Raw genomic sequence first — 23,898 nt, 5'->3', positions numbered from 1 at the left:
GGGCCTGATTGCCTGCCCAGAACAAGACAGAGACTGGCCATGACCAAGACTCTCCATCACCGTGCCTGCCACCTGTGCGAAGCCATCTGCGGCCTGACCATCGAGACCACCGAAACCGATGGCAACGTCGCGATCACCTCGATCAAGGGCGATGCCCTCGACACCTTCAGTCGCGGGCACATCTGCCCCAAGGCCGTGGCCCTGCAAGACATCCAGAATGATCCCGATCGCCTGCGTCAGCCGATGCGCCGGGTCGGCAACGAATGGCTGCCGATCGAGTGGGACGAGGCCTTTGCACTGGTGGCCGAGCGTCTGGCGGCGATTCAGGAGCGTCACGGGCAGAATGCGGTGGCGGTCTACCAGGGCAACCCGAGCGTGCACAACTATGGGCTGATGACTCACAGCAACTACTTTCTCGGCCTGCTGAAGACGCGCAATCGCTTTTCGGCGACTTCGGTCGATCAGTTGCCGCATCACCTGAGCAGTTACCTGATGTATGGCCACGGCTTGCTGTTGCCGATTCCGGACATCGATCACACCGATTTCATGCTGATCCTCGGCGGTAACCCGCTGGCTTCCAACGGCAGCATCATGACCGTGCCGGATGTCGAAAAACGCCTGAAGGCGATTCAGGCGCGCGGCGGTAAAGTGGTGGTAGTCGACCCGCGGCGCAGCGAAACCGCAGCCATCGCCGATCAGCACTTGTTTGTGCGGCCTGGTGGCGACGCGGCGCTGTTGTTTGGCTTACTCAATACGCTTTTCAGCGAAGGTCTGACCCGCGACAGTCACTTGCCGGTTGATGGCCTCGATGAAGTGCGCGCAGCCGTCGCCACTTTCACTGCCGAAGCCATGAGTCCGCTGTGTGCGGTGCCGGCCGAGCAGATCCGCCAACTGGCGCGGGATTTCGCTGCGGCACCGAGTGCGGTGTGCTACGGGCGCATGGGCGTTTCAACTCAGGCGTTCGGCACCTTGTGTCACTGGGTGGTGCAATTGATCAATCTGGTCACCGGCAACCTTGACCGGGTGGGCGGCGCGTTGTGCACCGAGCCGGCGGTGGATCTGGTGGCGTCGACCTCGGGCGGGCATTTCAACAAGTGGCAGAGCCGGGTGTCCGGACGGCCCGAGTACGGCGGCGAGCTGCCAGTATCGGCGCTGGCCGAAGAGATGCTCACTGAAGGCGAAGGGCAGATTCGCGCGCTGATCACAGTGGCCGGCAATCCGGTGTTGTCGACGCCCAACGGTCGGCAACTGGAGCAGGCGCTGGACGGTCTGGAGTTTATGCTCAGCATCGACCTGTACATCAACGAAACCACGCGTTACGCCGACCTGATCCTGCCGTCGACCTCGGCGCTGGAGAACGATCACTACGACACTACGTTCAACCTGTTCGCGGTGCGCAACGTCACTCGCTTCAACCGGGCGATTCTCGCCAAACCAGAGGGAGCGTTGCACGATTGGGAGATCTTCGTCGGCCTGGCCAAATCCTTTGCCGAAAAGACCGGCAAGGAACTGAAGCCGACCCTGCCGCCGGCGAAGATGATCGATATGGGCCTGCGCATGGGGCTGTATGGCGATACGTCCGATCGGAAGCTGTCATTGGCGACATTGTTCGATCATCCGCACGGGATTGATCTTGGGGCGTTGAAACCGAATCTTGCTGCTCGCCTCAAGACGCCAGATCAACGGGTGCAGGCTGCGCCGCCGGAGATCCTCGCTGATCTCGCACGCTTTGCGGCCTTGCAGGCACCGGCAGCCGATGAGCTGCTGATGATCGGCCGGCGCCATGTGCGCAGCAACAATTCGTGGATGCACAATTACCATCGGCTAGTGAAGGGCAAACCGCGTCATCAACTGCTGATGCACCCGGACGATCTGGCCAGTCGCGGGCTCGACGACGGGCAATGGGTGCGCGTCAGTTCGCGGGTCGGACAGATCGAAGTGGAGGTGCTCGGCAGCCTGGACATGATGAAAGGCGTGGTCAGCCTGCCCCATGGCTGGGGGCATGCGCGCCCGGGCGTGCAAATGGCGATTGCCAGTGGTCAGCCGGGGTCTAGCGCCAACGACCTGACCGATGAATGCCAGCTCGACGAGCTGTCGGGCAACGCGGCGCTCAATGGCGTGCCGGTGACGGTGGTGGCGGCTTGAATATGCCTGTCGGGGAGACCGAGCAGCGCGCTCGGGATTCCGTTACAATGCGTCACCGTGCCGACCCATGAGTCGGAAAGTTCAGCCGAGGTGCTCCATGGATATCATCGAAACGATTAAAGAGCAGATTGCCAACAACACCATTCTGCTTTACATGAAAGGCTCGCCGAATGCCCCACAGTGTGGCTTTTCCGCGAAAGCTGCGCAGGCTGTGATGGGCTGTGGCGAGAAGTTCGCCTACGTCGACATCCTGCAGAACCCGGAAATCCGCGCCAACCTGCCAAAGTACGCCAACTGGCCGACTTTCCCGCAACTGTGGGTTGGTGGTGAACTGGTCGGCGGCAGCGACATCATGGCTGAAATGTTCGCCAACGGTGAGCTGCAGACTCTGGTCAAGGAAGCATCGGCCAAGGCGGCTGCGGCCAAGTCCGAAGCCTGATCCGGCTTTCACTCGGCGCATGCTTCTGCTGTAGGAGCTGTCGAGTGAAACGAGGCTGCGATCTTTTGATCTTCAGCCAATAAAAAGCCCCGCACCTCGAAAGAGGGCGGGGCTTTTTAGTGCGCTGGAAAAGTTAACGCGAGTTGCCGGTGCAATCTGAAAAGATCGCAGCCTGCGGCAGCTCCTACTCCTCGCCCATCTGCGATTGCAGATAGTTCTCGAGACCGACTTTATCGATCAGACCCAGTTGGGTTTCCAGCCAGTCGATATGCTCTTCTTCGGATTCGAGAATGTCTTCAAGCAGTTCACGGCTGCCGAAGTCGCCAACCGATTCGCAATGGGCGATGGCGGCTTTCAGGTCGGCGTGGCCGGTCTTCTCGATGCGCAGGTCACACTCCAGCATTTCCCGGGTGTGCTCGCCGATGTGCAGCTTGCCCAGATCCTGCACGTTCGGCAGGCCTTCGAGAAACAGGATGCGTTTGATCAGCTTGTCCGCGTGTTTCATCTCGTCGATGGATTCGTGGTACTCGTGCTTGCCCAGCTTGTTCAGGCCCCAATCTTCATACATGCGGGCATGCAGGAAGTACTGATTGATCGCGACCAGCTCATTGGCAAGGATCTTGTTGAGATGCTGGATGACTGTAATGTCGCCTTTCATGATGGGAGTCCTGCCCTGTAATAGCCGTATATAAGGCGGAGTTTGAGCCGGGTACTTATAAGTGTCAAACCTAAGTTATTGAATAATAAATGAAATTAAATCTGAATAAGAATGTTTGTGTTCCGCGTCTGGCACCTAAGCACTTGATTTGCGGACATAAAAAAACCGGACATAAGTCCGGTTCTTCGAAATCTGGGTAATTACGCAGCCGTAAATTCTACCGGATAGGGGATCGCGGCCTGAGCGGTTTGCAGCTTGGTCAGGGTTTCGCGAACCACTTCCTTGGCCAGGCAGGCACATTTGCCGCATTGGCTGGCGACGCCAGTGGCCTGGCGGACTTCTTTGTAGCTGCAGCAACCTTCATAGATCGCTTCGCGGATCTGTCCGTCGGTGACGCCAGTGCAGAGGCAAACATACATAAGTGAGAACCGTCGCTGGTTGTGACTCAATTGCGATGGATCTTAATGTTAACGAGAATGATTGTCAAAGTGCTTTCTGAATGGTTTTCGATCGAAAGGCTGGTCACTGACGAACGGTGATTAATGGCGGATTGCCTGGCCCCGAAAATGCTGGTCTGTTATCGGCCTTGGGCAAAAAACCGTTAAGGACAGGCGAAAAACGCAGTGTATGATGGTCGGCCCTTGCGAAGAGGGTTCGTGTCACAGGGCTGTCGCCTGAGGGTGGCAGGCTGGCCCGGACCCTGAACTTCAAAGTTATTCACCAGGAGATATCCATGAGCGTACTCGTAGGCAAACAAGCCCCTGACTTCACCGTCCCGGCCGTACTCGGCAATGGCGAGATCGTTGACAGCTTCACCCTGTCCTCGGCCATCAAAGGCAAATACGGCCTGGTGTTCTTCTACCCGCTGGACTTCACCTTCGTCTGCCCGTCCGAGCTGATCGCTCTGGACAACCGCATGGCTGACTTCAAGGCGCGCAACGTGGAAGTGGTCGCCGTGTCGATCGACTCGCACTTCACCCACAACGCCTGGCGCAACACTCCGGTCAATAACGGCGGCATCGGCCAGGTGAAATACACCATGGCTGCCGACATGAAACACGAAATCGCCAAGGCTTACGACGTTGAATCCGAAGGCGGCGTGGCTTTCCGTGGCGCGTTCCTGATCGACGACAAGGGCGTCGTCCGTTCGCAGATCATCAACGACCTGCCGCTGGGTCGTAACATGGAAGAGCTGATCCGTCTGGTCGACGCTCTGCAATTCCACGAAGAGCACGGCGAAGTTTGCCCTGCCAACTGGAAGAAAGGCGACAAAGGCATGAACGCTTCGCCAGAAGGCGTCGCGGCTTACCTGACCGAGAACGCTGCTGCCCTGTAAGGCGCAACGTCGAGGTACAAAAAAACCGGCCCAAGTGGCCGGTTTTTTCATGCGCAGGAAATACCCGACGAGGATCAGTCGTCGAAGTCTTCCCAGCCGCCCATCTGTTTCCAGCGGTTGACGATGCCGCAGAACAGCTCGGCGGTCTTCTCGGTGTCGTAACGCGCCGAATGCGCTTCACGGCCATCGAAGTCGATGTCGGCGGCCTGACAGGCTTTCGCCAGAACGGTTTGACCGTAAGCCAGACCGGCCAGTGTCGCGGTGTCGAAGCTGGAGAACGGGTGGAACGGATTGCGCTTCATGTCCAGACGCGCAACCGCGGCATTCAGGAAGCCAAGGTCGAAACTGCTGTTGTGGCCGACCAGGATCGCGCGTTTGCAGCCATTGGCCTTCAGCGCCTTGCGCACGCCACGGAAGATGTCGGTCAGCGCGGTTTCTTCGCTGACCGCCATGCGCAGCGGGTGATCGAGCTTGATCCCGGTGAACTCCAGTGCGGCTGCTTCGATGTTGGCGCCTTCGAACGGCTCAACGCGGAAGAAGTAGGTGTGGTCCGGGTAAACGAAACCCTTTTCATCCATGGCGATGGTGGTCGCAGCAATCTCCAGCAGAGCGTCGGTGGCCGAGTTGAAGCCACCGGTCTCTACGTCGACGACAACCGGCAGGTAGCCGCGAAAACGCGCTGCCATTGGATGACGGGAACCGCCGCCGCCACCTTGACCGTCCAGTTCGTCGTCGAAATGGTCTTCACTCACGCGTGTTCCTCCAGCAGGCGCCAGCGCAGTTTTTCACCGGCGCGCAGCGGGATAACGTTCAGCTCGCCGAATGGCAGGCTGGTTGGGGCGGTCCATTCTTCGCGAACCAGGGTGATGCGATCGGTGTTGGCCGGCAGACCGTAGAAGCGCGGGCCGTTCAGGCTGGCAAACGCTTCGAGCTTGTCCAGCGCATTACGCTGCTCGAACGCTTCGGCATACAGCTCGATGGCGGCGTACGCGGTGTAGCAGCCGGCGCAGCCGCAGGCGGCTTCCTTGGCGTGCTGGGCGTGCGGCGCCGAGTCGGTGCCGAGGAAGAACTTCGCGCTGCCGCTGGTGGCGGCGTCGAGCAGGGCTTCCTGATGGGTATTGCGCTTGAGGATCGGCAGGCAGTAGAAGTGCGGCCGGATCCCGCCCACCAGCATGTGGTTGCGGTTGTACAGCAGGTGATGCGCGGTGATGGTCGCGCCAACGTTGGCCGAGGCTTCGTTGACAAACTGCACGGCGTCGCCGGTGGTGATGTGTTCGAACACCACTTTGAGCGTCGGGAAGCGCTCGACCACCCGGCGCATGTGCTCATCGATGAAAATCTTTTCGCGGTCGAAGACATCGACATCGCCACGGGTGACTTCGCCGTGGATCAGCAGCGGCATGCCGACTTCGGCCATGGCTTCCAGCGCCGGGAAGATCTTGTCGATGCTGGTGACTCCGGAATCGGAGTTGGTGGTGGCGCCAGCCGGGTACAGCTTGGCGGCGTGCACGAAACCGCTGGCCTTGGCCTCACGAATTTCTTCGGGCTGGGTGCGGTCGGTGAGGTACAGCACCATCAGCGGTTCGAAACGACTGCCGGCCGGGCGGGCAGCGAGAATCCGCTGGCGATAGCCATCGGCTTCAGCGGCGTTGCGCACCGGTGGTACCAGGTTGGGCATGATGATGGCGCGGCCAAAGGTGCGCGCCACATCGGCAACGGTATTGGTCAACACGGCACCATCGCGAAGATGAATGTGCCAGTCGTCGGGACGCAGCAGGGTCAGGCGGTCGGACATGAGGGGATTCCAGGCGGGTCAAACTGAGGGGAATGCTACCGGAAAAGACTCTTGCAGGCACTCGCTATCAAGTTTTGCCGGAACCTTCCGATAGCCCGTAGGTATGCCGTAAACATAGTGTGAATCGGTCTTTGTGTTACAGAAGCCAATGGAGCCTCCCGTGCGCCAGCGATATTTAGCCTTGCTCAGTGTGTTTGCCAGCCTCCCCGCGATGGCGCTCACCTACCAGACGCGTCTGGAGAACATTGAGTGGACGGTCGAGGGCGACAAGTTCGAGTGCCGTCTGACCCAGCCGATCACCGATTTCGGCTCGGGCCAGTTCGTGCGCAAGGCCGGCGAGCAGGCGATATTCCGCCTCAATGCCTACAACGCCATGCTCGGCGGCGGTTCTGCGACGTTGCTCGCGGCAGCTGCGCCCTGGCAGCCGGGGCGCAACGACATCAATTTGGGCAGCGTCAGAATCGGCACCGGCAACGTGCTGTTCAACAGTTCGCAATCCCAGGCCGGCGGGCTGATCAGCGGTTTGCTCGACGGTCGCAGTCCGGTGGTACGTCGTGCGTCCGGCGATGGCCGGGTTTCGGAAGTGCGTCTGTTGCCGGTGAAGTTCAGCAAAGCGTTCAATGATTACCAGACGTGTGTGGCGAAATTGCTGCCGCAGAATTTCGATCAGGTGAAACAGTCTCAGATAGGCTTTCCTGGCGAAGGCACCGATCTGGATGCCGACGCCAAGGCCAGGCTGCAGGTGATGCTCGAGTTCATGAAGGCCGACCCGACGGTCAATCACATCGAACTGGATGGCTATTCCGACAACAGCGGTAATCGCCTGACCAATCGTGAACTGTCGCGCCGGCGCGCGCTGGCGGTGGTCGACTTCTTCAAGGCCAACGGCATCGCCGAATCGCAGATCACCGTGCGGTTCCACGGCGAGCAATACCCGCTGGTGCCGAACAACAATGCAGCTAACCGGGCGAAGAATCGCCGGGTCAGCGTGAAGCTCGCGCGAGTCGCACCAACTACCGCGCCAGCCCCGCAAGCCAGTACGCCTGCCAATGCTGCAGCGACTTCCTGACCCACCGGTCATCGTCGCGCTCTCGACAGATTCTGTCGCTTTGTCGTCTTAAGCTGTCGCGCCTCTGTAAATTATCGGATTTGAGCGGTAGACTCCTCGGCTTTCCGTAGAACCCCGTGGAGTGATGGCATGGCGGACGTAAACAAGGTCGTTCTGGCGTATTCCGGCGGCCTGGACACTTCGGTGATCCTCAAGTGGCTGCAGGATACTTATAACTGTGAAGTGGTGACTTTCACCGCTGACCTGGGTCAGGGCGAAGAGGTCGAGCCGGCTCGCGCCAAGGCTCAGGCCATGGGCGTCAAAGAAATCTACATTGACGATCTGCGCGAAGAATTCGTGCGTGACTTCGTGTTCCCGATGTTCCGCGCCAACACCGTTTACGAAGGCGAGTACCTGCTGGGTACTTCCATCGCACGTCCGCTGATTGCCAAGCGCCTGATCGAAATCGCCAACGAAACCGGCGCCGACGCCATTTCCCATGGCGCCACCGGCAAGGGCAACGACCAGGTGCGTTTCGAACTGGGTGCCTACGCGCTCAAGCCAGGCGTGAAAGTGATCGCGCCATGGCGTGAGTGGGACCTGCTGTCGCGCGAGAAGCTGATGGACTACGCCGAAAAGCACGCGATCCCGATCGAGCGTCACGGCAAGAAGAAGTCCCCGTACTCGATGGACGCCAACCTGCTGCACATCTCTTATGAAGGCGGCGTGCTGGAAGACACCTGGACCGAGCACGAAGAAGACATGTGGCGCTGGACCGTCTCCCCGGAGAAGGCTCCCGACACCCCGCAATACCTGGAACTGACCTACCGCAACGGCGACATCGTTGCCCTGGACGGCGTCGAAATGACTCCGGCCACCGTACTGGCGACGCTGAACAAGATCGGTGGTGCTCATGGCATCGGCCGTCTCGACATCGTGGAAAACCGCTATGTCGGCATGAAGTCCCGTGGTTGCTACGAAACCCCGGGCGGCACCATCATGCTGCGTGCACACCGCGCCATCGAATCGATTACTCTGGACCGCGAAGTCGCTCACCTCAAAGACGAGTTGATGCCCAAGTACGCCAGCCTGATCTACACCGGTTACTGGTGGAGCCCGGAGCGTCTGATGCTGCAACAGATGATCGACGCTTCGCAGGTCAACGTGAACGGTGTGGTTCGTCTGAAGCTGTACAAAGGCAACGTGATCGTCACCGGTCGCAAGTCCGACGATTCGCTGTTCGACGCCAATATCGCGACCTTCGAAGAAGACGGCGGCGCGTACAACCAGGCTGACGCGGCGGGCTTCATCAAGCTTAACGCGCTGCGCATGCGCATTGCAGCCAACAAGGGCCGCAAGCTGTTTTAAGTCACGCAGGCCTGTATAAAAAATGGCGGCTTGTCCTTAGACAATACCGCCATTTTTTTATGCTCGTCTGGCGCTCTCCTGGATTGTCTGTCGCTACGGCCCATTCCGGGGGGTTCTTGAATACCCATTTCAGGCATCTGCCTTGCGTTTCATAGTTCGCTCAGAACCGTAGTGCTTTGTGTACTCACGTTATAGGCGACAAAGAGTTTCGCGCCGCCGCTTTTCTTCGACTGTCTGATAAGACTGAGCGTCATTTGCTTGAGCAAAATCTCGGACGCGGAATCGGTCAAAAATAGCACTGCCTTGGCCGATTGTTTGCCCAGGCGCGGAAAGTGTTCGACCAGAGTATTGAACGCCTGTGAGTTGTTCATCGGGCGTACATCTATGGCACGCAACGTGCCCATGGGTTTAGGGAACTGAATGTTGTGTTCAATCCACAGTTCCTCCGGGCAGGCTATTTCAGCAGACCGATGGGATTGCGTCTGGTCAGTACCTTGTTTTGGTAGCGTTCGTTCTGGTTTATTCGAATTTGATTTCTTTCCGGTTGCAATGGAAGTGTCTGTCGGAGACAAATCCGGGTTGCTCTCGGTGGTCTTGAGTTCCTCAAAGGTTTTTAGAAAGCTGTCGTCTTTCTCGAAATCCGAGGGGGCGTACAGAGAACGGTAGTTGAAGTTCAGTGTTAGAAAAAACAGCAGCAACAAGTAAAACGGGAAGCTGATCAGAAACCAGACATAGACCTCCCTTTCGTTGTTATCTAAAAAAGGCAAGGAAATGGCGGCTGATGATTCGGAAATAAATGCAAATATCGCAATTATAGTCATGGGGTTGGTTATCTTTTTTCTGACTTTTATCATGGGGAGTGCTCATTAAATGTGTGTTTCCAATAGGTGGAGTGGTTGGGTGTGGGTTGAAGTTTATACTTGAGGCTATTTTTATATTAAAGAAAATCAGTTGGGTAGAAGTATCTTGTTTCAGACATTGATTGTTAAAGTACTTTGAATGGTTTTTATGTTGTTTTTTACAATTGGTCATCTACCAAGTGCCGATCGCGGATGAGCCATAGGTATTCATTGAACAGCAATATTCTGTCTGCATTCGATGAGCAACTTGCTCTGAAAGCGAGTGCGCAAGGGCTTCAGGGCGTAGTATTTTTCACGTCGGTGCAGGGGGCGGAAAAACAGTTGTGTCATGGAAATAGTGCGTAAGTGGGTTTTTTTGTAGGAATAGTCTTTATTTGTTGTAGGGAATGTCTTTCGCTGGGAGTGCGATGGAACTCTCTTGTGCCATGTCGGAAGTGACTGGGCTATTGTGCGTGCTCTAAAAATTCGAACAGCGAAACTGGACTTGCCCATGAATAAAGTGCTGATCGTGGATGATCATCCCGTCATTCGTCTTGCTGTGCGTATGCTGATGGAGCGTCATGGCTACGAAGTCATTGCAGAAACGGATAACGGTGTAGATGCGTTGCAACTTGCGCGTGAACAGATGCCGGACATCGTTATCCTGGATATTGGAATACCGAAGCTCGATGGTCTTGAAGTTATTGCGCGTTTGAACTCGACACCGATGCCCTTGAAAGTTTTGGTGTTGACTTCCCAGGCCCCAGGGCATTTTTCAATGCGCTGCATGCAATCGGGGGCGGCAGGGTATGTCTGTAAACAGCAGGATCTGACAGAGCTGCTCAGTGCGATCAAAGCCGTACTGTCCGGATACAGTTATTTTCCCAATCAGGCCCTGCATACCGTACGTACCAGCCTCGGTAATGCCAGCGAGGCCGATATGGTAGACCGCCTGTCCGGGCGGGAAATGATGGTGTTGCAGCAATTGGCGCGAGGTAAAACGAACAAGGAAATCGCCGATGGCATGTTTCTCAGCAACAAGACGGTCAGCACTTACAAGACCCGCCTGCTATTGAAACTCAATGCCCGGTCGTTGGTGGATCTGATTGAACTGGCGCAACGCAACGGGCTTGTCTGATGCTCCTGAAGCCCGAGGCAACGTGGGCTGCGCCATGTCAGATGCTGCAGAAAGTAAAAAGCCTCCGGTCAGGGAGGCTTTCAAGTGTCAAAGATCAAAATCGTAATCGGCCAATTGCTTTTGCAGTCGGCGCTCCTCAAGCAGGTTGTCGATGGTGCGGCGTTTGCTCAGATTGGTCTTGGCGACTTCGACCACCGGTTCGGCGTCGTCGGTTTCTACAGCGGTGAAATCGTCATCTACATCCAGTTGTTCTTTGCTGTCAGTCATAAGGTGAACTCCAGGCTAAGACTGCCTTTGGCGCTCCTTATATCGATATTCCTGCTGCGGGTAAAAAAGATTTTTTCAATCGATAAATCAATTATTCCAATAGCCAATCAATCGTCAGAGGTTTTGTGTTTGTACTCGCACAAATCCTCGATTCGGCAGCTGCCACAGCGTGGCTTGCGCGCCAGACACACATAGCGACCGTGCAGAATCAGCCAGTGGTGAGAATCCAGCAGGTAGTCTTTTGGCACAAATTTCATCAGCTTCTTTTCAACTTCAACGACATTTTTACCCGGGGCAATACCGGTGCGGTTGCTCACGCGAAAAATGTGCGTGTCGACCGCCATGGTCAACTGACGGAAAGCGGTATTCAGGACCACGTTGGCCGTCTTGCGGCCGACGCCGGGCAGCGCTTCCAGTTCTTCGCGCGTCTGCGGGACTTCGCCATTGTGCAATTCGACCAGCATGCGGCAGGTCTCGATCACGTTTTTCGCTTTGCTGTTATAGAGACCGATGGTTTTGATGTATTCGGACAGCCCTTCGACGCCCAATGCGTGGATTGCAGCGGGGGTGTTAGCCACCGGGAACAGTTTGGCCGTGGCCTTGTTGACGCCGACGTCGGTTGATTGCGCCGAAAGAATGACCGCGATCAACAACTCGAACGGCGAAGAATAGGCCAGTTCGGTCTTCGGCTCGGGATTGTCTTCGTGAAGTCTGCGGAAGATTTCCAGACGTTTTGCGGCATTCATGGATGATGTGTTTCCTTGGAGAGAGCGTTCGAGCGGGTCCAGGCCTGGCGGGCGGCGAGCAGAAGCCCAAGCACGATAAAGGCGCCGGGAACCAGGGTGAACAGGTGCAGCCCTTCGTTGAACAGCACCAGGCCTTGCCAGTGCTCAGGCAGGCCACGGCCGATATGCCCCTGACCGAACAGTTCACGCAGTCCAGCCAGCGCGATCAGCAACCCGCTCGACAAGCCAAAAAATTTCAGGCGCAGGCCAAATGCCTGAGCAAAGAATCCATTGTATTCCAGCACCACGCATTGCAAGGCGATCAGCCCGGTATAGATTCCGAGTGACTGTTGCCACTGCAACGCCCAGCGTTGCGCGAGGATATTGGTGCAACTGGTCAGGGTGGCGGCCAGCAGCAGACTGGCCAGCATCCGGTCGCGGTCAGACAGTCGCGAGCGCAATGCGCCGAAACAGACACCGTAAACCGCCACGACGATGCCCGACATCAGCAGCATGCCCAGTGCGCTAGCCAGTGTTGTACTGGTGCCAAGTAGCACAACCAGCATCGAAGCGTTCGTCAGGTTCGTCGGCCGGTTCATGATCCGATCCCCAGCAAGGTTGTCCGGTGCTCATCAAAGTAGCGCAGGGCGTCGTGGATGGCATTGACGGTGGCCCGGGAGGTGATGGTCGCGCCCGCCAGTTGATCGAACTGTCCCTGATCCTTTTTCAGCGCCCAGCCTGCGTCGTCAGGCGCGTGACGCGATTGCCCGGCAAATGTCGCCAGCCAGTGGTTCGGCCAGTCGCCAATCAGTCCGCCGAGTGCGGGCGTTTCGTTGTGCCGCAGGGTTTTGACCCCCAACAGTCTGCCGTTGGCATCGATGGCGATCAGCAGTTCGATAACGCCGGCATAGCCCTCAGTCTGCGTGCGCAACAGCACCGCCACCGGCTGCCCGGCTTTGCTGGCGCGGTAACCCGCCAGCAGTTTGCTGTGGCTCAACGTCGTATCAGTCAACGCCAGTGGCTGCTTCAGCGGCTGATTGTCGTATGCATCGGCCGCGAGCACATCGAGCAGCTTGCGGCTGTCGAGCAGGGCTTGCTCGCTGGCAATCTGCGGCGCACTGGCGCGTTGCACCACATAAGTCAGGCCGAGCCCTGCGCCGGCCAGCAGCACGAGCGTCACAACAGAAACCGTGCGGCTCATGATTGCACCTGCGTCTGGCGGGCGGCGGCAAAACGTTCCAGCGCTGGCACGCAGAGATTCATCAGCAACACGGCAAATGCAACGCCGTCCGGGTAGCCGCCCCAGGTGCGGATCAGGTAGGTGAGCAAGCCGACGCCAACGCCGAACAGCAGCCGGGCCAGCGGACTTTTGGCGCCCGACACCGGTTCGGTGATGATGAAAAAGGCACCGAGCATGGTTGCCCCGCTCAACAGATGAAACAGCGGTGAGCCGTGGGAATCCGAACCCGAACCGTTCCAGCAGAGCAGGCTGACGACAAACAGGCTGGCAAGCATGCCGACCGGCGCTTGCCAGGCGATTACCCGGCGCTGCAACAGCCACAGCCCGCCGGCGAGAAACGCCAGATTGATCAACTCCACGCCGCGTCCGCCAAAGCGGCCGAACGCCGGGTTGGCGGCGAACAACTCATCCATGGTCAGGCTCTTGTTGATGCGCAGACTGTCCAGCGCAGTGGCCTGCACCCAGGCGTCCGGGGCCTGGCCCAGATTCAGGACTTGGGCAAAAGCGGCCTGCAGATTCATGCCGTGCGCCGGCCAGTGGGTCATCGGTTGTGGGAACAGCACCATCGCCAGGGCGAAACCGAGCATGGCCGGGTTGAACGGATTCTTGCCGACACCACCGTACAAATGCTTGCCGAACAGCAGACCCGAAGTCACCGCGGTCACGGTCAGCCACCACGGGCAGTAAGGCGGCAGGGCAGCGGCCAGCAGTGTCGCGCTGACCAGCGCGCTGCCATCGCTGAGCGTCGGTTGCAAAGGTTGGCGCCGCAGGCGGGTGACGCCAGCTTCGATCAGCAGCGCCGTGCTCGCCGCCAGAATCAAATTGATCAGCACGCCCCAGCCGTAACACCAGAACAGTGCCAACAATCCCGGCAGCGTGGCCAGCAGCACCTGCCTCATCGCCTGTTGCAGGCGATCATCCGGTGCCTCACGGGGCGACATGGTCTTGCACCTGACGCTCGGCGGCCAGCAGGCGAGCGCGGGCCTTGTCGAGGATGTCATTCGGTGTGTCGGCGCGGCGTTCGAGTTTGCTCAGGTCGGCGCGGGCGTAGGCCAATTCGGTTTTCAACTGGCGGAGCTGGTTGTCGATCGGGCGCTTTTCCACCCGGACCAGATCAGGCACAGGCTGCTCACTGGCCGCCTCTGCCACATGCAGGGCTTGCTCAGCATCACGCAGTGCCTGTTCCAGCGTGGCAATCTGCTGCGCGGGTGCTTCGGCGGTCTGAGCCTTTTTCAGTTCGGCGCGACGCATGGCCAACTGGATTTTTGCCCGTTTCAGATCCGCGTCTTTCGCTGGAGCCGGAACCGCAGCGGCTGGAACGGCGGCGCTGCTTTCGAGTTTTGCCAGCGCCTGTTCTGCCGCTTCGAACTGCTGTTGCAGCACGATCAGTTGCGATTGCTGTTCGAAGGTCGGCGGATGACCGAAGGCTTTCAGCGATTTGTGCAATTGCGCGCGGCTCATGGCGACATCGATCTTGGCTTTCTTCAGCGCCGCATCGGCGGTTGCGGCTTTCTGCGCGCGCACCCGTTCCAGAGCTGCCTGCACCGGATCGAGAGTGGCCGTCGCCGGTTGCGCAGCCCGTTGCGCGCGGGCTTCGCGCTCAGCCTGTTTGTGCTGTTCTTCGCGTTGCAGGCGGGCGTTGCGGCGTTCGAAACGCTGGCGCGCATGATCGCGTTTGGCCGTGCGTGCGCGCAGCTCTTCAAGGCTGGTCGCCAGGCCACCGACCACCGGCAAGGTGCCGAGCGGCAACGGGTGCATCTCGATGCAATCCACCGGACACGGTGCCACGCACAGGTCGCAACCGGTGCATTCGTCGATCAGCACGGTGTGCATCAGTTTCGCCGCGCCGACGATGGCGTCGATCGGGCAGGCCTGGATGCACTTGGTGCAGCCGATGCACTCGGCTTCGCGGATGTACGCCACTTGCGGCGGTGCCGCGCCACGGCTGACGTCCAGTTCCAGCACCGGTACTTTCAACAGTTCAGCCAGGGCGGCGATGGTTTCGTCGCCGCCGGGCGGGCACTTGTTGATCGGTTCGCCGTCGACGATGCCTTGCGCATAGGGCTTGCACCCGGGGTGGCCGCATTTGCCGCACTGGGTCTGCGGCAGGAGGGCATCGATGAGTTGAATCAGACTCATGTTTTGATCAGTCCACTGAATCCGAGAAAAATCACTGCGATCAGTCCGGCGCCGATCAGGTCGATCGGCAAGCCGCGAAAGGGCAGGGGAATGTCGTTGTCCGCCGTGCGTTCACGCAAGTCGCTGAACAGGCTCAGCACCAGCCAGAAACCCAGCCCGGCGCCCAGGCTCAACGCTGTTGCCTGCAGCAGGCCACGATCATTATGCGCATTGATCAAGGCCAGCCCGAGCACGCCGGCATTGCCCAACAACAATGGCCATAGCCCATCGAAGGGCCAGTCAGGCAGCGCACGGGTCAGCAGTTTCAATACCGGCGCGATCAGCAGCGCGTTGAGCGGCAAGAACACGAACAGGTGCAGGGCCTGCAGTTGCAGCGGTACCAGCAGCCAGTGCCAGATTGCGTAACCGGAGATGCCGACGCTCAGCATCAGGCACGCCGTCGCCAGCCCCAGCGCATGCACCTGGCGCCGACTGCCGGCCAGCAACGGATCGACGCCCAGCGGCCAGTGCAACACGAAGTTGTTGAGCAGGGCGGCACTGATCAGCGTAAGCGCAAGTTCGGTCATGGTTCTGCCGGCAGTAACGGGCGGGTGTCACTTAAGGTTAGGCATTATCCGGCACCCGCGAAGGGTGGGCCAGATATGAAAAATCCCACAGGCCTGCAGAACATGCCTGTGGGATCGTTTCAGCGCTGGGTCTTACTTGATGCGTTGACCCGGCTTGGCGCCGCTGTCCGGGCTCAGCAGGTAGATTTCCTCACCGCCAGGGCCGGCGGCCATCACCATGCCTTCGGAGATGCCGAACTTCATTTTCCGCGGCTTGAGGTTGGCGATCATCATGGTCAGGCGACCGTCGAGTTTCGACGGGTCCGGGTAAGCGCTCTTGATCCCGGAGAATACGTTGCGCTGCTCGTCACCGATGTCCAGCGTCAGGCGCAGCAGCTTGTCCGCACCTTCCACGTGTTCAGCCTTGACGATCAAAGCCACGCGCAGGTCGACGGCAGCAAAGGTGTCGAAGTCGATTTCCGGCGACAGCGGATCCTTGGCCAGTTCGCCGTTGCCCGCAGGCGCGGCGGCACCGGTGTCGGTCTGGCTGGCGGTCAGGTCTTCTTTCGAGGCGTCGGTCATGGCTTGCACTTTCACCGGGTCGATGCGGGTCATCAACGGCTTGAATTCATTGAGCTGATGGTTGGCCAGCAGCGTGGTGTGGTCGTTCCAGGTCAGCGGGGCGACGTTGAGGAATGCCTCGGCGTCGGCGGCCAGCAGTGGCAGCACCGGTTTGAGGAAGATCACCAGTTGGCGGAACAGGTTGATGCCGGTGGCGCAGATCGCCTGGACTTCATCCTGCTTGCCTTCCTGCTTGTTCAGCGACCATGGGGCCTTGTCGGCGATCCAGGCGTTGGCGCGGTCGGCCAGGGCCATGGTTTCACGCATGGCGCGGGCAAAGTCGCGGGCTTCATAGGCGTCGGCAATGCTTGGCGCCGCGGCAAGGAAGGCTTCGGTCAGTTCTGGCGCAGCATTGTTGTCGACCAGCAGGCCGCCGTTGCCCTTGTGGATGAAACCGGCGCAACGGCTGGCGATGTTGACCACTTTGCCGACCAGGTCGGAGTTGACCTTCTGCACGAAGTCTTCGAGGTTCAGGTCGAGGTCATCGACACCACGGCCCAATTTGGCCGCGTAGTAGTAACGCAGGTATTCCGGCGACAGGTGATCCAGGTAGGTACGGGCCTTGATGAACGTGCCACGGGACTTGGACATCTTCTGGCCGTTGACGGTCAGGTAGCCGTGCACGTTGATCCCGGTCGGCTTGCGGAAACCGGCGCCTTCGAGCATGGCAGGCCAGAACAGGGCGTGGAAGTTGACGATGTCCTTGCCGATGAAGTGGTACAGCTCGGCGGTGGAGTCCTTGCCCCAGAACGCGTCGAAGTCCAGCTCCGGCGTGCGGTCGCAGAGGTTCTTGAAGCTCGCCATGTAGCCGATCGGCGCATCCAGCCACACATAGAAATATTTGCCCGGCTCGCCCGGGATCTCGAAACCGAAGTACGGCGCATCGCGGGAGATGTCCCACTGTTGCAGGCCGGCGTCCAGCCACTCGGCGATCTTGTTGGCCACGGCGTCCTGCAGGGTGCCGCTGCGGGTCCAGGTCTGCAGCATCTGCTGGAAGTCTGGCAGCTTGAAGAAGAAGTGCTGGGAATCCTTGAGCACCGGAGTCGCGCCGGAGATGGCCGACTTCGGATCCTTCAGGTCGGTCGGGGCGTAGGTTGCACCGCATTTTTCGCAGTTGTCGCCGTACTGGTCTTCAGTGCCGCATTTCGGGCAGGTGCCCTTGATGAAGCGGTCGGCCAGGAACATTTTCTTTTCCGGGTCGAAATACTGGGTGATCGAGCGCTGGGCAATGTGCCCGGCATCGCGCAGCTTCAGATAGATCTGGCTCGACAGCTCACGGTTTTCTTCGGCGTGAGTGGAGTGGAAGTTGTCGAAGTCGACCAGGAACTCGGCAAAGTCGGCGCTGTGTTCAGCCTGCACATTGGCGATCAGTTGTTCCGGGGTGATGCCTTCCTTTTCCGCGCGCAGCATGATCGCCGAACCGTGGGCGTCGTCGGCGCAGACATAAATGCATTGATTGCCGCGATGCTTCTGGAAGCGCACCCACATATCGGTCTGGATGTATTCCAGCATATGGCCAAGGTGGATCGAACCGTTGGCATAGGGCAGGGCGCTGGTGACGAGGATCTTGCGTGGTTCGGACATGTGGGGCTTCGCTACTTGATGAAACGGAGGTCGGCCACTATAAAGCGCTGGCGCATATTTTTCACCCTGTGCCGCTGGGTACTTTGAGAGCATTTGTGGCGAGGGGATTTATCCCCGATGGGTGGCGAAGCCGCCCCCAAACCCGATATCAGGGCCTGTCAGACACACTGCGGGTGATGGTTTTGCGACTGCTGCGCAGCCGATCGGGGATAAATCCCCTCGCCACAGGGGTTAACGGGTTGAAGTAATCAGTTCGCCACAAATCAGCGTCCAGCGTACGATACCCGCCATCTTTTCCCAGTCTTGTTATCGGAGTTGCCCATGAGTGCCGTCACTCGCGCAGCGGTGGAAGCCGTCCTCAGCCAATACACCGACCCCTACCTGAACCAGGACCCGGTCAGCGCCGGTTGCGTGAAGCACATCGAGATCGATGGCGACCGCGTCAAGGTTCAGCTGGAAATCGGCTACGCCGCCGGCCTGTTCAAGAGCGGCTGGGCGCAGTTGCTGCAACTGGCCATCGAAAATCTTGATGGGGTGACGATCGCCAGGGTCGAGGTCAACAGCGTGATCGCCGCGCACAAGGCTCAGGCGCAGATCCCGGGGCTGGCCAACGTCAAGAATGTGGTCGCCGTGGCGTCGGGCAAGGGCGGTGTGGGCAAGTCGACCACCGCGGCCAACCTCGCGCTGGCGCTGGCCCGCGAAGGCGCCAAAGTGGGGATTCTCGACGCTGATATTTATGGCCCGAGCCAGGGCATCATGTTCGGCATCCCCGAGCGCACCCGTCCCGAGATCAAGGATCAGAAGTGGTTTTTGCCGCTCAAGGCCCACGGTGTCGAAGTCATGTCGATGGCGTTCCTGACCGACGACAACACGCCGATGGTCTGGCGCGGGCCGATGGTCTCCGGCGCGTTGCTGCAACTGGTGACGCAAACCGCGTGGGGCGATCTGGATTATCTGGTCATCGACATGCCGCCAGGCACTGGCGACATCCAATTGACCCTGGCGCAGAAAGTCCCGGTGGCCGGTGCGGTGATCGTCACCACCCCGCAGGATCTGGCGTTGCTCGATGCGCGCAAAGGCGTGGAAATGTTCCGCAAGGTCAACATTCCGGTGCTGGGCGTGGTGGAAAACATGGCGGTGCACATCTGCTCGAACTGCGGACATGCCGAGCATCTGTTCGGTGAGGGCGGCGGCGAGAAACTGGCCACCCAATATGGCGTTGAACTGCTGGCCTCGCTGCCGCTGTCGATGCTGATCCGCGAGCAGGCCGATGGCGGCAAGCCAACGGTGATCGCCGAACCGGACAGCCAGATCGCGATGGTCTATCAGGAACTGGCCCGCCACGTCGGCGCGCGCATTGTGTTGCAGGAAGCGGCGACGCCGGCGATGCCGAATATCAGCATCAGCGACGATTGATCGGCGTCGTTTGCTAAAAGATCGCAGCCTGCGGCAGCTCCTACAGAAAAGCTCTATNATGTAGGAGCTGCCGCAGGCTGCGATCTTTTGATCTTGCTTTAGATGCGCAACCCGCCATCCATCTCCAGAATCCGCCCGGTGTAGTAGTCGTTCTCGAAGATGTACGCTGCCGAATGGGCAATCTCTTCCGGCTTGCCCATGCGCTTGAGCGGAATCCCCGAGGTCATCTTCTCCAGCGCTTCCGGCTTCATGCCCAGGGTCATCTCGGTTTCGATGAAGCCCGGCGCAATGCCCGCCACACGAATGCCGTAACGCGCCAGTTCCTTGGCCCAGGTCACAGTGGCTGCGGCCACGCCAGCCTTGGCGGCGGAATAGTTGGTCTGGCCGACGTTACCGGCGCGGGAGATCGAGGAAATGTTGATGATCGCGCCACTGGTCTTCAGCTCGACCATTTTCGCCGCCACTTCACGGGTGCACAGGAAGACGCCGGTCAGGTTGACGTCGATCACCGCCTGCCACTGGGCCAGGCTCATTTTGGTCATTTCGCCATCTTTGACCTTGAGCAGCAGGCCATCGCGCAGGATTCCGGCGTTGTTGATCAGGCCGTGGATCGCGCCGAAATCTTCGGCAACCTGCGCGACCATGTGCTCAACCTGTTCTTCATTGGCCACGTTGCACAGATAGCTGCGCGCCTCGACGCCCTTGGCTTTGCAGGCTGCCACCGCGTCATCGAGTTTTTCCTGATTGAGGTCGACCAGTGCGAGCCTGGCGCCTTTGCCGGCGAAATACTCGGCCATGGAGCGGCCCAAACCCTGGCAACCGCCGGTGATAATGATTACTTTGTCGTTGAGTTGCATGCGCATGCCCCGATAGCCGGTCTGAGTGGTTTTTTGTTATTGGCGACGCTCGATCTGTACCGGTATGGCCAGATTGCACATGAGCATTGCCCGATGGCGTTACAGGGACTTATCCCCAGGCGCCTGTCCGTTTTTTCGACGGATTCTATTTAAGGAGTCATAAATTGAGCGTTGAAGCGGCCAAGAATGCCCGAGAATTGCTTCTCAAGGAATACCGTGGCGTATTGTCGACCCACTCCAAATCGATGCCCGGTTTCCCGTTCGGCTCAGTGGTGCCGTATTGTCTGGACGAGCAAGGCCGGCCGCTGATCCTGATCAGCCGCATCGCCCAGCACACTCACAACCTGCAGAAAGACCCGAAGTGTTCGCTGCTGGTGGGGGAACGCGAGGCCGACGACGTGCAGGCCGTTGGTCGCCTGACCTATCTGGCCGAGGCGCAAAAGCTCGAAGAGCCGGCGGCTATCGAAGCCGCCGCCGAGCGTTACTACCGTTATTTCCCCGATTCGCAGAATTACCACAAGGCTCACGATTTTGATTTCTGGGTGCTCAACCCGGTACGTCACCGCTACATCGGCGGTTTCGGCGCGATTCACTGGGTCGATCAGTTGACCCTGGCCAACCCGTTTGCCGGCAAGGCGGAAATCAGCATGGTCGAGCATATGAACAGCGATCACGCCCAAGCCATCGCGCATTACGTGGAACTCAGCGGATTGCCGCAAACCGTGCCGGCGCAACTGGCCGGGATCGACAGCGAAGGCATGCACCTGCGCATCGGTCAGGCACTGTATTGGCTGCCGTTTCCAGCGCCTTGTCATACGCCGATACAAGTGCGCGAGGCCTTGGTTTCTCTGGCTCACGCCGAGGTCTGGCCAAAAAATGCAGTGGCCGACGCTTGAATTCACGAAAGGGCGACGTCATCTAAGGCTTACTGCAAGGCATTTCTTGCGTTGAGGAATCTTTGATGCGCCCTTTTTTGTTGCTCTTTCTGCTGTTTCCGGTGCTGGAGCTGTTCGTATTCGTCAAAGTGGCAGGGGCGATCGGGTTTTTCCCGGCCCTGCTGCTGATCATTCTCGGCTCGATGTTTGGCGTGTTCGTGCTGCGCATCGCCGGTCTGGCCACAGCACTGCGTGCCCGTGAAAGCCTGAATCGCGGTGAACTGCCCGCGCAGACCATGCTTGAAGGCCTGATGCTGGCACTGGCCGGTGGCCTGCTGATCCTGCCGGGTTTCGTCAGTGACGTGGTCGGTCTGGTGATGTTGTTGCCGTTCACCCGTCGCCTGCTGGCGAACAAGATGCGCCAGCGCGCCGAGGAGCAGGCCATCCGTCAGCGTGCTTTCGCCGACGACCTGCAACCGCGTGGTGGTCCTGCACCGCGTCAGCCTCTGGGTCGCGAGGGTGATGTGATCGAAGGCGAGTTCGAACATCGCGACAGCCAGTAACCCCTGCATCGACACGGCACCTTCGGGTGCCGTTTCTTTATGCGCGGCATTCAAGGGGCACATGATGAAAAATTTTCTGTCCCCGCCCTTGTAATAAGCTTATGCGCCCTTATGTATCGGTCACCGAAAGGTTTCCGGCATTCAAGCCGGACAGACTTCCGCGGTTCGCTCGACGAACCGCAACCGGCGCAGGCCGGATTTGTTAAACCCGCCGGGACTACACCGGCCGATGAAAACCACAATTAGGAGAGATCGACAATGAAGCTTCGTCCTCTGCATGACCGCGTCGTCATCCGTCGCAGCGAAGAAGAAAAGAAAACCGCTGGCGGTATCGTCCTGCCAGGTTCGGCTGCTGAAAAAGCCAACCACGGTGTGATCGTCGCTGCAGGCCCAGGCAAGACTCTGGAAAACGGTGAAGTGCGTGCGCTGGCCGTTAAAGTCGGCGACAAGGTTGTGTTCGGTCCTTACTCCGGCAGCAACACTGTGAAAGTCGACGGCGAAGACCTGCTGGTAATGGCTGAGAACGAGATTCTCGCTGTACTGGAAGGCTGATTTCCCCGCTCATTTTCCCGTTACTACAAAGTATTTAAGGAATATCGATCATGGCTGCTAAAGAAGTTAAGTTCGGCGATGCCGCTCGCTCCAAGATGCTCAAAGGCGTCAACGTTCTGGCTGACGCGGTAAAAGCGACCCTGGGCCCGAAAGGCCGTAACGTGATCCTCGAGAAGAGCTTCGGCGCTCCGACCATCACCAAGGACGGCGTTTCCGTCGCCAAGGAAATCGAACTCGAAGATCGCTTCGAAAACATGGGCGCGCAGCTGGTCAAAGACGTTGCCTCCCGTGCCAACGATGACGCTGGTGACGGTACTACCACTGCGACCGTTCTGGCTCAGTCGATCGTCAACGAAGGCCTGAAAGCCGTCGCTGCCGGCATGAACCCGATGGACCTGAAGCGCGGTATCGACAAAGCGACCATCGCCATCGTCAAAGAGCTGAAAGCCCTGTCCAAGCCATGCGCTGACACCAAGGCGATCGCTCAGGTCGGCACCATCTCCGCCAACTCCGACAACTCCATCGGCGACATCATTGCCGAAGCCATGGAAAAGGTCGGTAAAGAAGGCGTGATCACCGTTGAAGAAGGCTCGGGCCTGGAAAACGAACTGTCGGTTGTAGAAGGCATGCAGTTCGACCGTGGCTACCTGTCCCCGTACTTCGTCAACAAGCCGGACACCATGGTTGCCGAGCTCGACGGCCCGCTGATCCTGCTGGTCGACAAGAAGATCTCGAACATCCGCGAAATGCTGCCAGTGCTGGAAGCCGTTGCCAAAGCCGGCCGTCCACTGCTGATCGTTGCCGAAGACGTTGAAGGCGAAGCCCTGGCGACTCTGGTCGTGAACAACATGCGTGGCATCGTCAAGGTTGCAGCCGTCAAGGCGCCAGGCTTCGGCGACCGTCGCAAGGCCATGCTGCAGGACATCGCAGTTCTGACCGGCGGTACCGTGATCTCCGAAGAGATCGGCCTGAGCCTGGAAAGCACCACCCTGGAGCACCTTGGTAATGCCAAGCGCGTGACCCTGTCCAAGGAAAACACCATCATCGTTGACGGTGCTGGCGTACAAGGCGACATCGAAGCCCGTATCGCTCAGATCCGCGCCCAGGTTGCCGAAACCTCCTCGGACTACGACCGTGAAAAACTGCAAGAGCGTCTGGCCAAACTGTCCGGCGGCGTTGCAGTGATCAAGGTTGGCGCTGGTTCCGAAGTTGAAATGAAAGAGAAGAAGGCCCGCGTTGAAGACGCCCTGCACGCAACCCGTGCAGCCGTTGAAGAAGGCGTTGTACCTGGCGGTGGCGTTGCGCTGATCCGTGCTCTGGAAGCCCTGACCGAACTGACCGGCGACAACGCTGACCAGAACGTCGGTATCGCTGTGCTGCGTCGCGCTGTTGAAGCGCCGCTGCGTCAGATCGCTGCCAACTCCGGTGACGAGCCAAGCGTAGTGGTCAACGAAGTGAAGAACGGCAAAGGTAACTTCGGTTACAACGCTGCTTCCGGCGAATACGGCGACATGATCGAAATGGGCATCCTGGACCCAACCAAGGTCACCCGTTCCGCTCTGCAAGCTGCAGCCTCGATCGGCGGTCTGATCCTGACCACCGAAGCAGCTGTTGCTGATGCACCGAAGAAAGAAGGCTCGGCTGGCGGCGGTATGCCAGACATGGGCGGCATGGGTGGCATGGGCGGCATGATGTAAGCCAGCCTTACCCCTGTAATGAAAAACCCCGCCTGCGATGAGCAGGCGGGG

At 59.0% G+C, this 23,898-nt stretch carries 25 protein-coding genes; 11 read left to right on the top strand and 14 right to left on the bottom strand.

Going from position 1 to position 23,898, the window contains the following annotated elements:
- Positions 1-39 precede the first annotated feature (39 nt).
- The gene (locus ACTJKS_RS14305) at positions 40-2,145 is read left to right on the top strand and encodes a molybdopterin oxidoreductase family protein (protein ID WP_108183675.1); all 2,106 of its coding nucleotides are present in this window, start codon (positions 40-42) and stop codon (positions 2,143-2,145) included.
- Between the two features lie 97 nt (positions 2,146-2,242).
- Positions 2,243-2,584, top strand: coding sequence for a Grx4 family monothiol glutaredoxin (gene grxD / locus ACTJKS_RS14300; protein WP_003227729.1), 342 nt, complete (start codon positions 2,243-2,245; stop codon positions 2,582-2,584).
- Positions 2,585-2,768: 184 nt separating this feature from the next.
- On the opposite strand, the gene bfr is transcribed toward grxD, so the two are convergent.
- Positions 2,769-3,242 carry a bacterioferritin gene (gene bfr / locus ACTJKS_RS14295; protein ID WP_007963971.1) on the bottom strand — a complete coding sequence of 158 codons (474 nt, stop codon included), beginning with the start codon at positions 3,240-3,242 and terminating at the stop codon, positions 2,769-2,771.
- 200 nt (positions 3,243-3,442) lie between these two features.
- Entirely contained in the window at positions 3,443-3,661 is a 219-nt protein-coding gene (locus ACTJKS_RS14290) for a bacterioferritin-associated ferredoxin (protein WP_003227725.1), read from the bottom strand.
- Between the two features lie 314 nt (positions 3,662-3,975).
- Between ACTJKS_RS14290 and ACTJKS_RS14285 the strand changes: the two genes are divergently transcribed.
- Positions 3,976-4,578 carry a peroxiredoxin gene (locus tag ACTJKS_RS14285; RefSeq protein WP_007963972.1) on the top strand — a complete coding sequence of 201 codons (603 nt, stop codon included), beginning with the start codon at positions 3,976-3,978 and terminating at the stop codon, positions 4,576-4,578.
- Between the two features lie 74 nt (positions 4,579-4,652).
- On the opposite strand, the gene rnt is transcribed toward ACTJKS_RS14285, so the two are convergent.
- Positions 4,653-5,330, bottom strand: a complete 678-nt coding sequence (gene rnt, locus ACTJKS_RS14280; RefSeq protein ID WP_003227721.1) for a ribonuclease T — start codon at positions 5,328-5,330, stop codon at positions 4,653-4,655.
- On the bottom strand, positions 5,327-6,373 hold the full coding sequence (pyrC, locus tag ACTJKS_RS14275; RefSeq protein WP_047296199.1) for a dihydroorotase: 1,047 nt from the start codon (positions 6,371-6,373) through the stop codon (positions 5,327-5,329). The genes rnt and pyrC overlap by 4 nt, the downstream gene beginning before the upstream one ends.
- 160 nt (positions 6,374-6,533) lie before the next feature.
- Between pyrC and ACTJKS_RS14270 the strand changes: the two genes are divergently transcribed.
- Positions 6,534-7,442, top strand: a complete 909-nt coding sequence (locus ACTJKS_RS14270; RefSeq protein WP_108183674.1) for a flagellar protein MotY — start codon at positions 6,534-6,536, stop codon at positions 7,440-7,442.
- Positions 7,443-7,571: 129 nt separating this feature from the next.
- The gene (locus ACTJKS_RS14265) at positions 7,572-8,789 is read left to right on the top strand and encodes an argininosuccinate synthase (RefSeq protein WP_027612065.1); all 1,218 of its coding nucleotides are present in this window, start codon (positions 7,572-7,574) and stop codon (positions 8,787-8,789) included.
- Positions 8,790-8,938: 149 nt separating this feature from the next.
- Here ACTJKS_RS14265 and ACTJKS_RS14260 read toward each other — a convergent pair whose 3' ends face one another.
- A complete protein-coding gene (locus ACTJKS_RS14260; RefSeq protein WP_108183672.1) occupies positions 8,939-9,643 on the bottom strand; it encodes a hypothetical protein in 705 nt (234 codons plus the stop codon).
- A gap of 496 nt (positions 9,644-10,139) precedes the next feature.
- Here ACTJKS_RS14260 and ACTJKS_RS14255 point away from each other — a divergent pair, with 496 nt between their 5' ends.
- Positions 10,140-10,766, top strand: a complete 627-nt coding sequence (locus tag ACTJKS_RS14255) for a response regulator transcription factor (RefSeq protein ID WP_003227711.1) — start codon at positions 10,140-10,142, stop codon at positions 10,764-10,766.
- A gap of 87 nt (positions 10,767-10,853) precedes the next feature.
- On the opposite strand, the gene ACTJKS_RS14250 is transcribed toward ACTJKS_RS14255, so the two are convergent.
- The 8 genes from ACTJKS_RS14250 to metG all read right to left on the bottom strand — a co-directional run bounded on the left by ACTJKS_RS14250 (position 10,854) and on the right by metG (position 17,887).
- Positions 10,854-11,033: a PA3496 family putative envelope integrity protein gene (locus ACTJKS_RS14250; RefSeq protein WP_041068377.1), complete on the bottom strand. Its 180-nt coding sequence runs from the start codon at positions 11,031-11,033 to the stop codon at positions 10,854-10,856.
- Between the two features lie 107 nt (positions 11,034-11,140).
- Positions 11,141-11,779, bottom strand: a complete 639-nt coding sequence (nth, locus tag ACTJKS_RS14245) for an endonuclease III (RefSeq protein WP_003227707.1) — start codon at positions 11,777-11,779, stop codon at positions 11,141-11,143.
- Entirely contained in the window at positions 11,776-12,357 is a 582-nt protein-coding gene (locus ACTJKS_RS14240; protein ID WP_108183671.1) for an Rnf-Nqr domain containing protein, read from the bottom strand. The genes nth and ACTJKS_RS14240 overlap by 4 nt, the downstream gene beginning before the upstream one ends.
- Complete coding sequence (locus tag ACTJKS_RS14235; RefSeq protein ID WP_108183670.1) at positions 12,354-12,959, bottom strand: RnfABCDGE type electron transport complex subunit G; 606 nt, start codon at positions 12,957-12,959, stop codon at positions 12,354-12,356. Before ACTJKS_RS14235 ends, ACTJKS_RS14240 begins: the two co-directional genes overlap by 4 nt.
- Positions 12,956-13,939: an RnfABCDGE type electron transport complex subunit D gene (locus ACTJKS_RS14230; RefSeq protein WP_108183669.1), complete on the bottom strand. Its 984-nt coding sequence runs from the start codon at positions 13,937-13,939 to the stop codon at positions 12,956-12,958. The genes ACTJKS_RS14235 and ACTJKS_RS14230 overlap by 4 nt, the downstream gene beginning before the upstream one ends.
- Positions 13,926-15,137: an electron transport complex subunit RsxB gene (gene rsxB / locus ACTJKS_RS14225; protein ID WP_198758234.1), complete on the bottom strand. Its 1,212-nt coding sequence runs from the start codon at positions 15,135-15,137 to the stop codon at positions 13,926-13,928. Before rsxB ends, ACTJKS_RS14230 begins: the two co-directional genes overlap by 14 nt.
- Positions 15,134-15,703, bottom strand: a complete 570-nt coding sequence (locus ACTJKS_RS14220; RefSeq protein WP_262948215.1) for an electron transport complex protein RnfA — start codon at positions 15,701-15,703, stop codon at positions 15,134-15,136. The genes rsxB and ACTJKS_RS14220 overlap by 4 nt, the downstream gene beginning before the upstream one ends.
- Before the next feature lie 132 nt (positions 15,704-15,835).
- A complete protein-coding gene (metG, locus tag ACTJKS_RS14215) occupies positions 15,836-17,887 on the bottom strand; it encodes a methionine--tRNA ligase (RefSeq protein WP_108183666.1) in 2,052 nt (683 codons plus the stop codon).
- Between the two features lie 321 nt (positions 17,888-18,208).
- On the opposite strand from metG, the gene apbC reads away from it, so the two are divergent.
- Positions 18,209-19,303: an iron-sulfur cluster carrier protein ApbC gene (gene apbC / locus ACTJKS_RS14210; protein WP_262948214.1), complete on the top strand. Its 1,095-nt coding sequence runs from the start codon at positions 18,209-18,211 to the stop codon at positions 19,301-19,303.
- Between the two features lie 98 nt (positions 19,304-19,401).
- Here apbC and ACTJKS_RS14205 read toward each other — a convergent pair whose 3' ends face one another.
- Complete coding sequence (locus ACTJKS_RS14205) at positions 19,402-20,160, bottom strand: SDR family oxidoreductase (protein WP_041068700.1); 759 nt, start codon at positions 20,158-20,160, stop codon at positions 19,402-19,404.
- A 164-nt stretch (positions 20,161-20,324) separates the two neighbouring features.
- On the opposite strand from ACTJKS_RS14205, the gene ACTJKS_RS14200 reads away from it, so the two are divergent.
- The 4 genes from ACTJKS_RS14200 to groL all read left to right on the top strand — a co-directional run bounded on the left by ACTJKS_RS14200 (position 20,325) and on the right by groL (position 23,847).
- On the top strand, positions 20,325-21,056 hold the full coding sequence (locus tag ACTJKS_RS14200; protein ID WP_108183664.1) for a HugZ family pyridoxamine 5'-phosphate oxidase: 732 nt from the start codon (positions 20,325-20,327) through the stop codon (positions 21,054-21,056).
- Between the two features lie 65 nt (positions 21,057-21,121).
- Positions 21,122-21,598 (top strand): FxsA family protein, encoded by a 477-nt coding sequence (locus ACTJKS_RS14195; RefSeq protein WP_086791786.1) that lies wholly within the window; start codon positions 21,122-21,124, stop codon positions 21,596-21,598.
- A 258-nt stretch (positions 21,599-21,856) separates the two neighbouring features.
- Positions 21,857-22,150, top strand: a complete 294-nt coding sequence (locus ACTJKS_RS14190) for a co-chaperone GroES (RefSeq protein WP_003227685.1) — start codon at positions 21,857-21,859, stop codon at positions 22,148-22,150.
- Positions 22,151-22,200: 50 nt separating this feature from the next.
- Positions 22,201-23,847 carry a chaperonin GroEL gene (groL, locus tag ACTJKS_RS14185; RefSeq protein ID WP_007964008.1) on the top strand — a complete coding sequence of 549 codons (1,647 nt, stop codon included), beginning with the start codon at positions 22,201-22,203 and terminating at the stop codon, positions 23,845-23,847.
- The last annotated feature ends 51 nt before the right edge of the window (positions 23,848-23,898 follow it).

This window comes from Pseudomonas sp. 22189 (genome assembly GCF_052045635.1).
GTDB lineage: Bacteria > Pseudomonadota > Gammaproteobacteria > Pseudomonadales > Pseudomonadaceae > Aquipseudomonas > Aquipseudomonas parakoreensis.
This window is presented reverse-complemented; position numbering and strand designations above follow the sequence as displayed.

Excerpts from the sequence above, each read along its gene's own strand:
- ACTJKS_RS14305 (WP_108183675.1), top strand. The coding sequence starts at position 40 with ATGACCAAGACTCTCCATCACCGTGCCTGCCACCTGTGCGAAGCCATC.
- grxD (WP_003227729.1), top strand. The coding sequence starts at position 2,243 with ATGGATATCATCGAAACGATTAAAGAGCAGATTGCCAACAACACCATT.
- bfr (WP_007963971.1), bottom strand. The coding sequence starts at position 3,242 with ATGAAAGGCGACATTACAGTCATCCAGCATCTCAACAAGATCCTTGCC.
- ACTJKS_RS14290 (WP_003227725.1), bottom strand. The coding sequence starts at position 3,661 with ATGTATGTTTGCCTCTGCACTGGCGTCACCGACGGACAGATCCGCGAA.
- ACTJKS_RS14285 (WP_007963972.1), top strand. The coding sequence starts at position 3,976 with ATGAGCGTACTCGTAGGCAAACAAGCCCCTGACTTCACCGTCCCGGCC.
- pyrC (WP_047296199.1), bottom strand. The coding sequence starts at position 6,373 with ATGTCCGACCGCCTGACCCTGCTGCGTCCCGACGACTGGCACATTCAT.
- ACTJKS_RS14265 (WP_027612065.1), top strand. The coding sequence starts at position 7,572 with ATGGCGGACGTAAACAAGGTCGTTCTGGCGTATTCCGGCGGCCTGGAC.
- ACTJKS_RS14260 (WP_108183672.1), bottom strand. The coding sequence starts at position 9,643 with ATGATAAAAGTCAGAAAAAAGATAACCAACCCCATGACTATAATTGCG.
- ACTJKS_RS14255 (WP_003227711.1), top strand. The coding sequence starts at position 10,140 with ATGAATAAAGTGCTGATCGTGGATGATCATCCCGTCATTCGTCTTGCT.
- ACTJKS_RS14250 (WP_041068377.1), bottom strand. The coding sequence starts at position 11,033 with ATGACTGACAGCAAAGAACAACTGGATGTAGATGACGATTTCACCGCT.
- nth (WP_003227707.1), bottom strand. The coding sequence starts at position 11,779 with ATGAATGCCGCAAAACGTCTGGAAATCTTCCGCAGACTTCACGAAGAC.
- ACTJKS_RS14240 (WP_108183671.1), bottom strand. The coding sequence starts at position 12,357 with ATGAACCGGCCGACGAACCTGACGAACGCTTCGATGCTGGTTGTGCTA.
- ACTJKS_RS14235 (WP_108183670.1), bottom strand. The coding sequence starts at position 12,959 with ATGAGCCGCACGGTTTCTGTTGTGACGCTCGTGCTGCTGGCCGGCGCA.
- ACTJKS_RS14230 (WP_108183669.1), bottom strand. The coding sequence starts at position 13,939 with ATGTCGCCCCGTGAGGCACCGGATGATCGCCTGCAACAGGCGATGAGG.
- rsxB (WP_198758234.1), bottom strand. The coding sequence starts at position 15,137 with ATGAGTCTGATTCAACTCATCGATGCCCTCCTGCCGCAGACCCAGTGC.
- ACTJKS_RS14220 (WP_262948215.1), bottom strand. The coding sequence starts at position 15,703 with ATGACCGAACTTGCGCTTACGCTGATCAGTGCCGCCCTGCTCAACAAC.
- metG (WP_108183666.1), bottom strand. The coding sequence starts at position 17,887 with ATGTCCGAACCACGCAAGATCCTCGTCACCAGCGCCCTGCCCTATGCC.
- apbC (WP_262948214.1), top strand. The coding sequence starts at position 18,209 with ATGAGTGCCGTCACTCGCGCAGCGGTGGAAGCCGTCCTCAGCCAATAC.
- ACTJKS_RS14205 (WP_041068700.1), bottom strand. The coding sequence starts at position 20,160 with ATGCAACTCAACGACAAAGTAATCATTATCACCGGCGGTTGCCAGGGT.
- ACTJKS_RS14195 (WP_086791786.1), top strand. The coding sequence starts at position 21,122 with ATGCGCCCTTTTTTGTTGCTCTTTCTGCTGTTTCCGGTGCTGGAGCTG.
- ACTJKS_RS14190 (WP_003227685.1), top strand. The coding sequence starts at position 21,857 with ATGAAGCTTCGTCCTCTGCATGACCGCGTCGTCATCCGTCGCAGCGAA.
- groL (WP_007964008.1), top strand. The coding sequence starts at position 22,201 with ATGGCTGCTAAAGAAGTTAAGTTCGGCGATGCCGCTCGCTCCAAGATG.